This window comes from Roseivirga sp. AWQ4_251 (genome assembly GCF_056158225.1).
In genome coordinates this window covers 1,072,271-1,086,941 of sequence record NZ_JBSWSW010000001.1, presented here as the reverse complement: position 1 = coordinate 1,086,941, position 14,671 = coordinate 1,072,271, and the positions used below count along the sequence as shown (strand labels likewise).

10 protein-coding genes are annotated in these 14,671 nt (G+C 40.6%); 6 read left to right on the top strand and 4 right to left on the bottom strand.

Annotated features, from left to right (window positions below):
- Nucleotides 1–45: 45 nt before the first annotated feature.
- Nucleotides 46–1,656, bottom strand: coding sequence for an ArnT family glycosyltransferase (locus ACXACJ_RS04880; RefSeq protein WP_475133152.1), 1,611 nt, complete (start codon nt 1,654–1,656; stop codon nt 46–48).
- Nucleotides 1,657–1,802: 146 nt separating this feature from the next.
- On the opposite strand from ACXACJ_RS04880, the gene ACXACJ_RS04875 reads away from it, so the two are divergent.
- The 3 genes from ACXACJ_RS04875 to ACXACJ_RS04865 all read left to right on the top strand — a co-directional run bounded on the left by ACXACJ_RS04875 (nt 1,803) and on the right by ACXACJ_RS04865 (nt 6,103).
- Nucleotides 1,803–2,885: a glycoside hydrolase family 43 protein gene (locus tag ACXACJ_RS04875; RefSeq protein ID WP_475133151.1), complete on the top strand. Its 1,083-nt coding sequence runs from the start codon at nt 1,803–1,805 to the stop codon at nt 2,883–2,885.
- Nucleotides 2,886–2,982: 97 nt separating this feature from the next.
- Nucleotides 2,983–4,572, top strand: coding sequence for a BCCT family transporter (locus ACXACJ_RS04870; protein ID WP_475133150.1), 1,590 nt, complete (start codon nt 2,983–2,985; stop codon nt 4,570–4,572).
- Nucleotides 4,573–4,738: 166 nt separating this feature from the next.
- Nucleotides 4,739–6,103: a sigma-54-dependent transcriptional regulator gene (locus ACXACJ_RS04865; protein WP_475133149.1), complete on the top strand. Its 1,365-nt coding sequence runs from the start codon at nt 4,739–4,741 to the stop codon at nt 6,101–6,103.
- Here ACXACJ_RS04865 and ACXACJ_RS04860 read toward each other — a convergent pair.
- Entirely contained in the window at nt 6,098–6,478 is a 381-nt protein-coding gene (locus tag ACXACJ_RS04860; RefSeq protein ID WP_475133148.1) for a response regulator, read from the bottom strand. The two genes, ACXACJ_RS04865 and ACXACJ_RS04860, sit on opposite strands and share 6 nt — an antisense overlap.
- A gap of 293 nt (nt 6,479–6,771) precedes the next feature.
- On the opposite strand from ACXACJ_RS04860, the gene ACXACJ_RS04855 reads away from it, so the two are divergent.
- Both ACXACJ_RS04855 and ggt read left to right on the top strand, forming a co-directional pair.
- Nucleotides 6,772–9,165 (top strand): S9 family peptidase, encoded by a 2,394-nt coding sequence (locus tag ACXACJ_RS04855; RefSeq protein WP_475133147.1) that lies wholly within the window; start codon nt 6,772–6,774, stop codon nt 9,163–9,165.
- 6 nt (nt 9,166–9,171) lie between these two features.
- Nucleotides 9,172–10,881 carry a gamma-glutamyltransferase gene (gene ggt / locus ACXACJ_RS04850; RefSeq protein ID WP_475133146.1) on the top strand — a complete coding sequence of 570 codons (1,710 nt, stop codon included), beginning with the start codon at nt 9,172–9,174 and terminating at the stop codon, nt 10,879–10,881.
- Between the two features lie 75 nt (nt 10,882–10,956).
- Here ggt and fbp read toward each other — a convergent pair whose 3' ends face one another.
- Nucleotides 10,957–11,952, bottom strand: coding sequence for a class 1 fructose-bisphosphatase (gene fbp, locus ACXACJ_RS04845; RefSeq protein WP_475133145.1), 996 nt, complete (start codon nt 11,950–11,952; stop codon nt 10,957–10,959).
- 72 nt (nt 11,953–12,024) lie between these two features.
- Between fbp and ACXACJ_RS04840 the strand changes: the two genes are divergently transcribed.
- Nucleotides 12,025–13,281, top strand: coding sequence for an aspartate kinase (locus ACXACJ_RS04840; protein WP_475133144.1), 1,257 nt, complete (start codon nt 12,025–12,027; stop codon nt 13,279–13,281).
- 53 nt (nt 13,282–13,334) lie between these two features.
- Here the strand turns inward: ACXACJ_RS04840 and ACXACJ_RS04835 are convergent, their stop codons facing one another.
- Nucleotides 13,335–14,669 carry an ABC transporter permease gene (locus ACXACJ_RS04835; protein WP_475133143.1) on the bottom strand — a complete coding sequence of 445 codons (1,335 nt, stop codon included), beginning with the start codon at nt 14,667–14,669 and terminating at the stop codon, nt 13,335–13,337.
- Between the last annotated feature and the right edge of the window lie 2 nt (nt 14,670–14,671).

The window sequence follows — 14,671 nt, the reverse complement described above, 5'->3', positions numbered from 1 at the left end:
TTACTTTTTCAGTTTACCTCCTTAAAAAGTGGAATAAAATCCCAATCATTCATTCCCCACTTCTATCAAATAGATAGGTTCATCATGATAATGGAATTGCTCAATAAGATGATAACCCACTGAAGGCAAATCGTGAGTGTAAACAAAGTAATATCCAGGTTGATCGATCCCATTTACTTGAGAAATTACATCCTTGCGATCTCTTTCTAAGTAAAAAACAATGGTTAGAGACATGCGAATATCACCTACCCTATGTAATGGGTGACCTTTGGTGATTTCTGCCATTCGAATTCCTAAAGATTTATCTTCAGCAGCTCCTGTAGTTTTTTGGCGCGAAACTGGAACCGTTAGCGAATAGCCCAAACGGAAAATCACGAAAATTGTAATAATAGCGAGGTAAAAGTCGATATGCCGTTTGACAAAAAGCCACCAAAAAATGGCCATTAGCAATTCAAGCCCTAATACGACATACAACAGATGATCGACTACTTCGAGCTGTTTTACCCAAAGCATAACGGGAAAGGCTAACGTTCCAATACTTGCCAAAACGATGACCACAATTCTGAGATACTTATTCACCCAAGGCTTTTCAATACCCGATGCGGCATAAATCAAAACGGTTATCAAAAGCGGAAATAGAGCATAAACATACCTTGATTTTGCCTCCACAGAAACCCAGTAAATCAAGAAGTTAGCCATAAAAAGCAAAGTCAGAAAAACCATAAACTGGTTCGCCCGAATCAACCTTCTTACCCCTTTCAAGAATAAAAGCGGGATGAAAAATGCTGCCGGTAAAATATTGGCTAAAGTCTGAAGCGGAAACAAAAGCAAATGCTGAATAAATGCTGACCTTCCTCCTACAGCTTTATCGGCCGATTCGGAAAACAGCGTGGCATACCAACCATTTACATCTTGATATTCAGCATACTTCAAGAAATAGCCCCCCACCAGCAACAGGAAAAACATGCCACCTACAATATGCTCTAAACTGAAAATCTTCTTCCATTTCTTATCCCAAATCAGAAAGACAATCAATGAAATGCCAACAAAAGGAATAGAGCTTAGGCCTTTGGTCAAAAAGCCAATGGCAGAAAGGCCATATGCGACCAAAAACATGGCCCAATATTTACGCTGCTTCCCAAAGTGATAAATGGAAACGAACACCAAAAAAGTTATCAAGGCATAGAACAAATCTATTTCACCTATCATGCTGAAATAGAAGAAAACATCTACGGAAACCACATAACTGAGCGCGGCATAAAGCGCAATACGAGTTCCCGTTTTCTTCCTCAGAAAGGTGAAAATCACGAGCCCTGTAAGCAATAAAGAGAGTACAGAAACTATACGCGTAGCCAACTCCGTCCCGAAGCCGAAAATCTGATATGAAAGCAGTAAAACCCAGTTATAGAAAGGTGGTTTTCTATAGTAAAGATCACCTGTTTGTGTAGGCACCCACAGATTATCTTGAAACCACATTTCTAAGGAAATTAGGCCTCTTCTGGGCTCTTCCAAATACAAGGGATAAATCCCAAGGTTGACAAAAAGGGCGGCAACGATGAGCAAGAGTAAGAAAAGCAAAAACCACCTCTCTTTTACACCGAATTCATCACCTTTAAACACCATAGGGCAAAAGTAAACCTTTCTATTCAATAGCATGCCTGAGGCCACTCAAAAGATGTGGTCAGGATTAGTAAAATTGTAGAGAAAACGAGGTACACAGCTAAACTTAGACCTAAAGTTGGTTCTTGATTCATTTTTGAACAAATTCCGATTTTGAAATGCAATAACTCAACCTTAAATCCATGAACAAGCACATTATTTATTTATGCTTACTTTCCTCTGCCCTGTTTTCTTGCGGAGCAAAAAAGGAAGCTAAAACAGAAGTAGTAGAAGAAAAATTTGCTGGAAATCCCGTGTTTCCAGGTTGGTATGCCGATCCAGAAGCCATCATTTTTGACGATGAATATTGGATTTACCCAACCTATTCTGATCATTATGAACGCCCCGATACCTCATCGGAATTTAGCCCTGAGCAAATGGCGGTTAGGGCAAATGCCATCAACGATCAGTACCTTATCCAAACTTTCTTCAATGCTTTCTCTTCCAAAGACTTAACCAATTGGGAAAAGCATTCTCACGTGCTCGATGTAAAAGATGTGAAATGGGCTTCTTATTCGCTTTGGGCTCCTTCAATTATTGGCGCAAACGACAAATACTATCTGTTCTTTTCAGCCAACGACATTCAAAGCAACGATGAACCTGGAGGAATTGGTGTGGCTGTGGCCGATACTCCTGCTGGCCCTTTTAAAGATGCTTTGGGCAAACCATTGATCAATGAATTTCACAATGGAGCTCAACCTATTGACCAGTTTGTTTTTAAAGATGATGACGGCCAAATCTACATGTACTATGGCGGTTGGAGACATTGCAACATCGTAAAATTGAGCGATGACCTTTTGAGTTTAGAGCCTTTTGAAGATGGAGAAATGTACAAAGAAATTACGCCTGAAAATTATGTAGAAGGGCCATTCGTGTTTAAAAGAAATGGCAAATACTACTTTATGTGGTCCGAAGGTGGCTGGATGGGGCCAAATTATAGTGTAGCTTATGCCATTGGCGATTCTCCAACCGGCCCTTTTGAACGCGTTGGAAAGATTCTTCAACAAGATTCAACCGTTGCAACAGGCGCTGGTCACCATTCTGTATTGATTTCACCCAATAAGGAAGACTATTTTATGGTTTACCACAGAAGACCAAAAGGAGTTGATAATCCTCACCACAGAGAAACCTGTATAGACAAAATGGAGTTTGACGAAAACGGTTATATCAAACCTGTTCAACTCACCTTTAAAGGAGTAAAAGCACAAACCATTTCTGGCGAGTAAGCCAAACAAAATCAGCCGCTATTCAAATGATGAGTAGCGGCTGATTTTCTTCAAATTTCAGTTCGCTGACCAAATCCCACGGAAAGTAAGAAACACCTTGGTAGTTAGCGAAAATGCTTACCTTGGTAAAAAAGCCTTAGCCATTTCCACTCTCCGAAAACATCCCAAAAACCTTTTCAGCACCTTCAGACATCAGGTTTTCTGGCCTCCATTTATTCTTTTATTGGCAGCGCTCATCTACAGCTTGGTAGATGTTGACGAATTCTTTGAAAGCACTAAAGCGATCAACGATTTTATACTCGATAAATTCGGATGGCTTTTTAGCATTGGCACTTTATTGATGCTGCTCACATGCTTATTGGTTTGCTTTCACCCTATTTCAAAAAGAAGAATTGGTGGAGAAAGTGCTCAGCCATTTTTAAGCAAATGGAGATGGTTTTCCATTGTGCTTTGTACCACGATTGCCACGGGCATTATTTTCTGGGGAACAGCCGAACCTATTTACCACATTGCGTCTCCACCTTCTTTCAGTGGAGTTACTGCCAAAAGCACAGAGTCTGGCACCAATGCCCTCAGTATTATGTATCTCCACTGGACCTTTACACCTTATGCGATTTACACCATTCCAGCCATCATGTTCGCCTTGGCCTTTTACAATGAAAAAAGATCATTTAGCTTAAAATCAACCTTATTCCCATTTGTAAGGCCCGGTAAGAAAAAATGGTTGGGCACAAGTATAGACAGTATTTGCCTATATGCTTTGGTAGCCGGAATGGCGGCCTCTTTAGGTGCAGGCATTCTAACGCTTTCTGGCGGAATCAAAAGCATTTTCAACTATGAATCCAGTGGACTTTTACTGCTAATCACCTTAGTGATTGTTGCAGCATTTGTGATTTCAGCTATTACGGGCCTTATGAAAGGCATACGGATTCTTTCCGATCTGAACATTAAGATTTTTGTTGCGCTTTCTGTCTTCGTTTTAATTTTTGGTCCAACAGGCGAAATTCTTTCCGAAAGCTTCAAGGCTCTTTTGCTCTATTTTAAAAATCTTCCAGAAATGAGTTTAGTTTCGGTGATTCACCCCAACGATCCATGGCCAAAAAGTTGGACTTCGTTCAATTGGGCAAATTGGTTGGCTTGGGCGCCCATCACTGCACTTTTTCTTGGCCGTTTGAGCTATGGCTATACGGTTAGGCAGTTCATGATTTTCAACTGGATTTTACCCAGTATTTTCGGCCTAATTTGGATGTCGATTTTTAGCGGAACAGCTATAGATATGCAGATTAATAAAGGCATCAATCTCACAGGACTTTTAGCCAATTCCGGCCCAGAATCTATTATTTATAGAATTTTTCAAGATTTACCTCTTTCTAATATTTTGGCAGTTGTATTTCTATTTACTGCCTTCTTATCATATGTAACAGCTGCCGACAGCAACACTGAAGCTATGGGCGGTATTAGTTCCACAGGAATTTCACCAGAAACGCCTTCTCCACCCATTTTTATTAAAATAGTTTGGGGCTTAACCATTGGAGCGGTTGCCTTTATTATGGTGAGCATGGCGGGTATTGACGGAGTTAAAATGCTTTCGAACCTTGGCGGCTTGCCTGCACTTTTCTTGATTATTGCTATCAATATCGGCTTGTTGAAAATCCTATTTTGGAAGAAAGACACGAACCATTCTTAAAAGAGTTAGTTCTCTCTAAAAAATCTTGAACACTCTAATTTGGGGATAACTTTCAACTTAACGCAACTTCTCCCCAATCGCTAAAATCATCAGTGTGTTAGCAACTTTCTAATTTTTTAAAGAGGATTTAATTGATAATTTAGCAGCGTACCTCAGCCCTATTTGAATGGAGTATATACCCGAAAATGTTACCATCTTCATTGTGGAAGATGATCCCGTATATCAAAAGCTTTTAAAGTACATTGCAGAACTCAATCCTGACCATGTGGTAAGGGTGTTTTCTACAGGAAAGGACTGCATTGCGCATCTAAATGAAAACCCAACGGTGGTTACATTAGACTATACTTTGCCCGATATGTCGGGTGGCGAGGTGCTTCAGGCCATTAAAAACAACAACCCTGAAACCAACGTGATTGTAGTTTCTTCACAAGAAGATATCAACACTGCGGTAGACCTTCTGAAAGAAGGAGCTTACGACTACATCACCAAAGACGAAAGAACTAGGGAAAGGCTCCAAAACGCAATTAGCAATGCTAAACGCAATGTTTCCCTTCGAAAAGAAATCACTCAGCTTAGGGAAGAAATTGGAGAAAAGTACGAGTTCTCAAAAAACATCATTGGAGAAAGTGCTGCTATTCAAAAAGTATTTAAGCTTTTAGCGAAAGCGATAAAAACCAACATTACGGTTTCTATTACAGGAGAAACGGGAACAGGAAAAGAGGTTGTGGCCAAATCTATTCATTACAATTCCAACAGAAAGCAGAAGCCGTTTGTGGCGGTAAACATTGCCGCTATTCCTGAAAACCTGATCGAAAGCGAACTTTTCGGCCATGAAAAAGGAGCTTTTACAGGAGCTATGGCTCGTAGAAAAGGAAAGTTTGAAGAAGCCAATGGCGGAACGATTTTCTTAGATGAAATCGGAGAAATGGACATTAACCTTCAAGCCAAACTGCTTAGGGTTTTGCAAGAAAGAGAACTGACCAGAATTGGTGGTAACGAAGTCATCAAATTTGATGCTCGCGTGCTTGTAGCCACACACAGAAATCTTTCAGAAGAAGTGAAAAACGGGAACTTCCGAGAAGACCTTTATTATAGACTACTCGGAATTCCGATCGAACTGCCTCCATTGCGCGACCGAGGAAACGATGTACTGCTGATAGCAAAACACTTATTGGCTTCTTTCGCTAAAGACAATGATTTGGGGAAAATTTCCATGAGCCGAGACGCTCAGTCGAAGATGCTGAAATACGGCTTCCCAGGAAACGTAAGAGAGTTAAAGTCAGTAATTGAATTGGCCGCTGTAATGTGCGAAGACAATCACATTGAAGCTGAAGATATTACTTTCAATTCTTTGGAAAAAGAAGGGCAGTTTTTAATGAACGAGATGACTTTGCGCGAGTACACTTTTAAGATCATCCGCCATTATTTAGACAAGAACGACAACAACGTTCTTTTGGTCGCCAAAAAGCTGGACATCGGAAAATCTAGTATTTACAGGTATTTGAAAGAAATGGAAGATGAAGGCCTATAAAAGGCTGGTTTCCATAACTTTTTGAACGGTTCCCAATAACAGATCTCGTTCAACAGGCTTATTCACAAAAGCTTCGATTTTCTTATCATTAAGAATATTTCTTACCTGATCTTCTTGGGTAGAAGACACAACAATTATAGGAATACCGGCTCTAGGTCCGGCATTCCTAATTCTCCTAATTAACTCAAAGCCTCCCATCAACGGCATCTCTATGTCGGTAATCACTAAATCAACCTCACTATGCTCTCTCCACCATAGAAGTGCTTCCATACCGTTAGACTTAACGGCCACTACCTCGTAACTTGGAGCCAATAAAAACTTCATTAGTTTTTGAATGGTCAAGTCATCTTCAACTATGAGTATTTTCTTTTTCATGTTTCGGGACGGATTTCATTTAACCTATATCGTGCCAAAACCAAAAGCTTCACTTTTACCACTTCCTATGTCGTTTTTCCATATATAAACAACAAAAGGCGCTTACCTATACTTCCCAAAAAAGGAATAGCTTCCCAAAGTGGTATTCAAAAAACCTTCATGCATTTACCTCTTATAAAAAGTAGTGAAAGCCTTCTTTCATTTTTAGCTATTTTCCCCTCCGATAGATTGCTTAACTTGTAGCTATTCAACCTGACAAATAGTATTAATAAAACAGCCGAAACATGAATAAAATGAATCGATTTTTTATAGCAGCATATCTTTTTGTTGCTGTCGGTTTTGTTGGTTTTGCCCAGCAAAAACCCCTTTCTAACCTCACAGTAGAAGAAATCATGCAAGAACCTGATGAGTTTGTAGGAATATCTCCTTCCCGACCAAGATGGTCTAGAGATAGCAAATCAGTTTTCTTTATGTGGAACCCAAATGGAGATGGCGCATCTTCATACTATAAAATAGGCCTGAAAGGTGGCGAACCAGAAGAAGCTGAAGATACTGACGAAGGTTTTCCAAACAACTACAGCTACAATAAAGACAAATCGAAGATTGTTTTCGAAAGAAATGGCGACATCTATTTAATGGAAATAAAAGGGATGAAAGAAACCCGATTGACTTCTACCGTTGGCCGAGAAAGCAATCCTCAGTTTCATTCTGATGAGTCTGTGATTGTTTTCACTACAGACAACAACCTTTTCACCATCAACACAAATTCTGGGCTTATCTCTCAGCTTACCAATTTTAAAATTGAAGGTAATGAAAACAATTCGCCAAGAACGCCTCGTGCTTCGAGAGATGGAGGAAACAGAGAGCAAGACAAATGGTTGAGCGATGACCAGCTTTCTACTTCTGAAATTTTGAGAGAAAGAAGAAATGCACCAAGAAGATTCTCTTCTGCTGCGCAGAGATATTTCCAACAATCTCAGGAAAGAAAGAATGAGTTTGAGTTCGAAAACCTTTATGGTCTACAACTATCTCCTGATGGTAAATTTGTGAGCTTTAGTGTTCGCGTAGAAGCTGAAAACCCTGCTAAATCAACGGTTGTACCGAACTATGTAACCAATTCAGGTTATACGACAGATATTAATACCCGACCAAAAGTTGGTGGAGACCAAGGCCATCGCGAAATTGGTATTTACAATATTGAAGCGGATAGTTTCTACATTCTAGACAGCAAGCAACTTCCTGGCATTACCGATTTACCAGACTATACGAAAGATTACCCAGAAAGAAGTTACGAGAAGAAACCTAGAACAGTATCGGCTAATGACATATCATGGTCTAAAGATGGCAAATACTGCATCGTTCACTTTGGTTCATTAGACAACAAAGACAGATGGATCATGCGCTTGCTTCCTTCTTCAGGAGACTTGATCGAAATAGATAGACAAAGAGATGAAGCTTGGATTGCAGGCCCAGGCATTGGTAGCGAAGGATACTCTGGTGTACTTGGTTTCTTGCCAGACAACAAAACCATTTACTTCCAATCTGAGAAAAGCGGCTATTCTCACCTTTACACTCACGATTTATCCACTGGGTTAACCAAGCAATTAACCAATGGCAATTTTGAGGTAAATAGCCTTCAACTTTCACAAGATGGTAAAACTTGGTATTTCTCTGCAAACATGAAGCACCCAGGTATTACGCATTTCTATTCAATGCCTCTTGCTGGTGGAAAACCTACTCAAATTACTTCAATGGATGGATTTAACAATGTAACGCTTTCACCAGACGAAAAGAGCATTGCTATTCTTCATTCTTACACCAACCATCCTGACGAGCTTTATATTCAAGCCAATAAACCAGGGGCAGAAGCGATTCAAATCACAGAAAGCTTGCAAGATGGTTTCAAAAAATACGACTGGTACAAACCAGAAGTGATTACTTTCAAAGCTGAAGATGGAGCTGACGTGCATGCTAGGCTTTACAAGCCAGAAAAGCCAAATGGCGCTGGTGTCATCTTCGTTCATGGTGCTGGATACCTTCAAAACGCCCATTATGGTTGGAGTTCTTATTTAAGAGAATTCATGTTCAATAATCTATTAATGGCTAAAGGCTATACCGTTCTTGACATGGACTACAGAGGCAGTGCAGGATATGGCCGCGATTGGAGAACTGGTATTTACAGAAACATGGGTGGAAAAGACCTTTCTGATAACATTGATGGAGCAAAATATCTAACAAAAGAACATGGAGTTGACCCAAAAAGAATTGGTATGTACGGAGGTTCTTATGGTGGTTTCATCACGCTCTTCGCCATGTTCAAAAACCCGGATGTAATTACTTCTGGAGCAGCTCTTCGTTCAGTTACCGATTGGGCACATTACAACCATGGTTACACCGCCAACATCTTGAATACGCCTACGGAAGACCCTAAAGCTTATAAAAGAAGTTCTCCTATTTATTTTGCTGAAGGCCTACAAGGAAATCTCCTTATCGCCCACGGTATGGTTGACACCAACGTACACTTCCAAGATGTAGTTCGTTTGGCACAAAGGCTGATTGAATTAGGTAAAGACAACTGGGAAATGGCTGTTTACCCCGTGGAAAATCACGGTTTTACCACGCCTAGCAGCTGGACAGACGAATACAAACGTATTCTCAAATTATTCGAAACCACTATTGGCAAATAATTTCCAATGATAAAAAGAGCGATCATAGCATTGTTGGCAGTCGCAGTCTTAGCCTGTCAAGAAAAACACGGCAGTGAAAAAACTTACCCTGGCAGAGGTTTAATTGCGAACAATGCAATGGTCGTTTCTGCTCATCCCATTGCTTCTAAAATAGGAAGAGACATACTCGAAAAAGGAGGCAACGCCATTGACGCAGCTATAGCCACACAGTTTGCTTTAGCAGTAGTTTACCCAGGGGCTGGCAATATTGGTGGTGGTGGCTTTATGGTGGCAAGATTAGCCGATGGCACAACCGATGCTCTCGACTACCGGGAAAAAGCACCTAAAGCTGGTGGCCGCGACATGTACTTGGATGAGAACGGAAATGTAATTGACGGCTTGAGTTTAAGAGGCCATTTGGCAGCTGGAGTCCCCGGCTCAGTTGCAGGCTTTGAAGCTGCTCACAAGAAATACGGAAAGTTAGCTTGGGAAGAACTGGTTCAACCTTCAATTGATTTAGCGGCAAACGGCTGGAAACTTACCAAAAGAGAAGCAGCCAATTTGAACGGCAACAGAAATACCTTCATGGAATTCAATACGGTTATGCCTAATTTCTTTCTGGCTGAAGAAGGTCAAGAATGGAAGCAAGGAGATACGGTTAGCATTCCAGAACTAGCAAAAACCCTTGAATTGATCAGAGATAATGGTAGAGACGGTTTTTATAAAGGCCAAACTGCCGATCTTATTGTCGCTGAAATGGAAAGAGGAAAAGGGCTTATTTCTCACGATGATTTAGAATCCTATGAAGCCGTATGGAGAAAGCCTATTGAGGGAACTTACCGCGAATATGGCTTTATCTCAATGCCACCTCCTTCCAGCGGTGGTATTGCTTTAGCTCAACTATTCAATGGCGTTGAAAAATTCAACCTTGGTGCTTACAAATTCCACACACCAGAGGCTACTCATTTAATTATTGAAGCAGAAAGAAGAGTGTATGCCGACAGAGCTAAACACTTGGGCGATCCCGATTTTTATCACGTGCCTATTGAAGGTCTCATTGCGAAGGATTACATGACCAACCGTATGAAAAACTACGATAATACGCATGCCTCAAAAAGCTCTGATATTTCAGAAGGAACTCCTGCTCCCGCTGAGCATATGGAAACCACTCACCTTTCGGTAATTGATGCCATGGGAAATGCAGTTTCCGTAACCACCACTTTGAATGGAGGTATGGGTTCGAAAGTGTTTGTAGGTGGAGCTGGCTTCTTACTAAACAATGAAATGGACGACTTCAGCATAAAACCTGGCGTTCCCAATATGTATGGATTGGTGGGCGGAGAAGCCAATGCCATTCAGCCCGAAAAAAGAATGTTGAGTTCCATGACTCCAACCATTATTACCAAAGAGGGGGAATTATTTATGGTGGTAGGCACACCTGGAGGCTCTACCATAATCACATCGGTATTCCAAACGGTAATCAATGTGATCGACTTTGGAATGGGAATGCAACAAGCGGTTGACGCTCCGAGGTTCCATCATCAGTGGCTTCCCGATTTGGTAACTTATGAAACGAATGCCTTCGATAGCGTAACGCTTTCTAAGTTGATGAACATGGAACACGTTATGAAACCCACTGGATCAATTGGCCGTGTAGATGCCATTCTGGTATTGCCTGACGGTAGGCTTGAGGGCGGAGCCGATCCTCGTGGAGAAGATAAAGCCGAGGGATACTAACTTCTTCTGAAATTAAAAGAAAGGGCTGATTGAATTATCAATCAGCCCCTTCTTTTATGGCTTGAACAAAAAGGTTTATAATACCGAAGCTTCTTTTACCATCTTCTTACTCCCTACAAAGAATGGAACTCTTTGATGAAGTGAAGAAGGCTGAATATCAAGAATTCTATGCTTTCCATCGGTAGCCATTCCGCCAGCTTGCTCTGCTATCATGGCTAAACAGTTACACTCATACATCAATCTGAGTTTGCCATTTGGTGCCTTTTCCGTGGGAGGATAAATGTAAATACCTCCTTTCAACATGTTTCTATGGAAATCTGCCACCAAGGAACCTATGTATCGCGCAGAATATCCTCTGTCTTTACATTTGTCAATGTACTGATTGACTTGTTCTGGAAAAGTACGCGATGCACCTTCATTAACCGAATAGATTTGGCCATCGGAAGGCATTTTCATGTCTTGATGAGATAAAATATATTCACCTAGAGAAGGCTCGTACGTAAAGCCATTCACACCCATTCCTGTGGTATAAACAAACATGGTTGATGAACCATAAAGAATATAACCAGCTGCGATTTGCTTGCTTCCAGGCTGAAGAACGTCCTCCATTTGCACCGGTCCACCAGCAGGTGAAATTCTTCGGTAAATTGAAAATATCGTTCCAATGGAAACATTCACATCAATGTTTGAAGAACCATCCAAAGGATCGATAGCAATAATATATTTTGAACGAGGATTGTTCAAATCAATGATATCTTCCTCCTCTTCAGAAATAATTGCAGCTACTTCCCCACCTTTTTTTAAAGCCCGACTAAAGCGAATGTTAGCCGCTACATCAAGGTTTTGCTGCGCTTCGCCCTGAACGTTTTCCGCTCCGTAAGCTCCAGTAATCCCGGCCAAACCGGCCCGATTGATTTCCCTGTTCACTACTTTTCCGGCATAAGCCAAATCTCGAATCAATTGAGAAAGTTCTCCAGAAGCATAAGGAAATGCCTCTTGGTTTTTCATAATAAAGCGGTCGAGGTTAGACCCCACCGGCAAGGCAATTCTTGAATTTTCAGCTTTAGCCATGTAAGACAATAATTTTAATCTCCGAAAACGTTGATAACTTGCAGCGAAATTAATAAAAATAACACACGACCTTTGAAAGTATTTAAGTTTGGGGGAGCCTCGGTCAAAGATGCCGCTTCGGTTAAGAACATGGCGTCAATTATTGAAGCAAATGCTTCAGAAAAATTAGTGGTGGTAATATCGGCCATGGGCAAAATGACCAATGCCCTTGAAGCGGTTCTACAAAAACTTATAGATGAAGAAGATCATCAGGAAGCTCTTCAAGCGGTTAGAGATTTTCACACTAAAATTATTTCGGAACTTGGTTTAACAGGAAATCAGACCCTAAACCAAGAAATAAATCACGATTTTGAAGCCTTAAAGCATGAGCTAGATCGGTTCAGCTCTTCTCTAGGTTATGATTTCATTTATGATCAAACGGTTTCCTTTGGCGAGATTCTTTCTACCAGAATAGTTGCGGCTTATCTGAACACAAGACAGATTAAAACTACTTGGCTAGACGCCAGGAAACTCGTAAAAACAGATAATATTCACAGGCAGGCAAAGGTAGACTGGGGCGCTACACAAAACATCATTCGCTCTCAGGTGAATCAGCACATTGAAAAAAGCATTGTACTGACACAAGGTTTTATCGGTTCTAATGCCAAATTCAATACCACCACATTAGGAAGAGAAGGCAGTGACTTTAGTGCGGCTATTTTTGCGACATCACTCTCAGCTGACTCCGTTACCATTTGGAAGGATGTGCCAGGAGTTTTAAATGCAGACCCAAAGAAGTTTGAAAAGACCTTTCTTTTTGAACAATTGCCTTATAAAGAAGCAGCAGAAATGACCTATTACGGAGCTTCTGTTATTCATCCCAAAACGATCAAACCACTAGCTCAAAAGGGAATTCCGCTCTATGTAAAGTCTTTTGAAAATCCAGAAGCTAAAGGGACTTTGATTAATGAATGTGTGATTCCAAATCTTCCACCCGCCATTATTCACAAAAGCAAACAGACGGTTATCTCATTTAAAATCAGTGACTTTTCATTTATCAATGAGCAGCACATTCACTTGATTTTTGAGCATATTAACCGGAATCACCTTACAATCAACTTGATGCAGAATTCTGCAATTTCCTTTACCATCTGTATGGATGATAATCCAGTGAAGAGAGAGCAGTTAAGGATGGCGTTGAAAGATCAGTTTCTGATTTATTACAACGAAGGTCTGGATATGATTACCGTTAAAAACTACAATCAAGAAACCATTGATGACTTGATGAGAGGCAAGCAAGTTATTATTGAGCAGCGAAGCCGAAACAACTTTCAGGTTGTTTATCGATAGAAACCAAAACAAAAGGGCTTCAAATTGAAGCCCTTTTGTTTTTCCAAATTCTGTTATTCATACCGAAGGGAACTAATAGGATCTTGACTGGCAGCCCTTCTTGCTGGGGCAATTCCGAAAATCACTCCAACGGTTACCGCCACACCAAAAGATAGCAATATTGAAAAGATACTTACAATGGTTGGAATATCGGCCAACTCGGCAATGGCTACCGCTATCACCAAACCTAAAAGCACTCCCACTGCACCACCAGAGAAGCTAATCATCACTGATTCTAACAAGAACTGATAAATAATATCTTTCTTGGTAGCCCCAAGTGACATCCTCAATCCTATTTCCTTAATTCTTTCAAGAACAGAAGCCAGCATAATATTCATAATTCCGATACCCCCAACTAACAAGGAAATACCAGCAATTCCGCCTAAAACAAAATTGAAGATATTCTTTGTGCGTTGCTGTTGTTTAAGCAGAAGTTCTGGAATAGTGATTTCATAATCCACAACTTGACTGTGTTTCCTATTCAGCATTTTTGAAACTACTTGAGCAATTGAACTCATCTGCTCGGTGTTTTCAACCTTCAAAACCAAACGATCTAATTGATGGTAATTAACAGAACCGTTGTTTTGGTTGCCACTTCTTCTAGCCTCTTGAATCAGCGAATTAGTAACCATGGCCCTATTTTCATAACGAATTAAAGCCGTGCTCAAAGGCGTATAGATATCCATGTTATAATCTCGGATGCCCAAGTTGGAAATGGTTTTATCGGAAATAATTCGTTCGTCTAAAACGCCAATTACTTTCAACCAATGACGGCCAACTTTCAAGTATTTACCAATAGGTTCTTCCCTGCTAAAGAATTTCGATTTAATAGATTTGCCAATAATGCAAACGGGAACTCCTCTTTTAATCTGCTCACTGTTGAAAAACTCTCCTTTATTAAGCGTGAAGCCTGAGATTTCGAAATAAGTATTTTCAACCCCTACGAGTTTGGCAGACCTTCTAAAACCTTGACGCGAAGCTTCAGTATCGAGTACTATTTCCGGACTGAGTTTTTCAATGCCGGGCACTATTTTCTGAATACTTTGAACATCTAGAAAATTTAGACCCAAGGATAAGTTCTTCTTTCCTTTTTGAGCAGAAACGGTACCTTCATCACCCTCAACTTCACCTTCGCTCTGTTCAATAATTGGGGTAATGACAATGTTATTAACCCCTACCAGCTCAATCTGGTCTAGGATTTCTTGCTGAGCACCAGAACCTATGGCTAGCATAGCAATCACAGCAGCAACACCAAAAATAATCCCTAAGGCTGTTAATAATGAGCGTACTTTATTGGCCAACACTGCTTCGGAAGCAATGGAACTGTTCAATAGTATTTTCTTCAACATAC

Coding starts and splice junctions, on each gene's coding strand:
- ACXACJ_RS04880 (WP_475133152.1), bottom strand. CDS start 1,656: ATGCTATTGAATAGAAAGGTTTACTTTTGCCCTATGGTGTTTAAAGGT.
- ACXACJ_RS04860 (WP_475133148.1), bottom strand. CDS start 6,478: ATGAAAAAGAAAATACTCATAGTTGAAGATGACTTGACCATTCAAAAA.
- ACXACJ_RS04855 (WP_475133147.1), top strand. CDS start 6,772: ATGAATCGATTTTTTATAGCAGCATATCTTTTTGTTGCTGTCGGTTTT.
- ACXACJ_RS04865 (WP_475133149.1), top strand. CDS start 4,739: ATGGAGTATATACCCGAAAATGTTACCATCTTCATTGTGGAAGATGAT.
- ggt (WP_475133146.1), top strand. CDS start 9,172: ATGATAAAAAGAGCGATCATAGCATTGTTGGCAGTCGCAGTCTTAGCC.
- fbp (WP_475133145.1), bottom strand. CDS start 11,952: ATGGCTAAAGCTGAAAATTCAAGAATTGCCTTGCCGGTGGGGTCTAAC.
- ACXACJ_RS04835 (WP_475133143.1), bottom strand. CDS start 14,669: ATGTTGAAGAAAATACTATTGAACAGTTCCATTGCTTCCGAAGCAGTG.
- ACXACJ_RS04875 (WP_475133151.1), top strand. CDS start 1,803: ATGAACAAGCACATTATTTATTTATGCTTACTTTCCTCTGCCCTGTTT.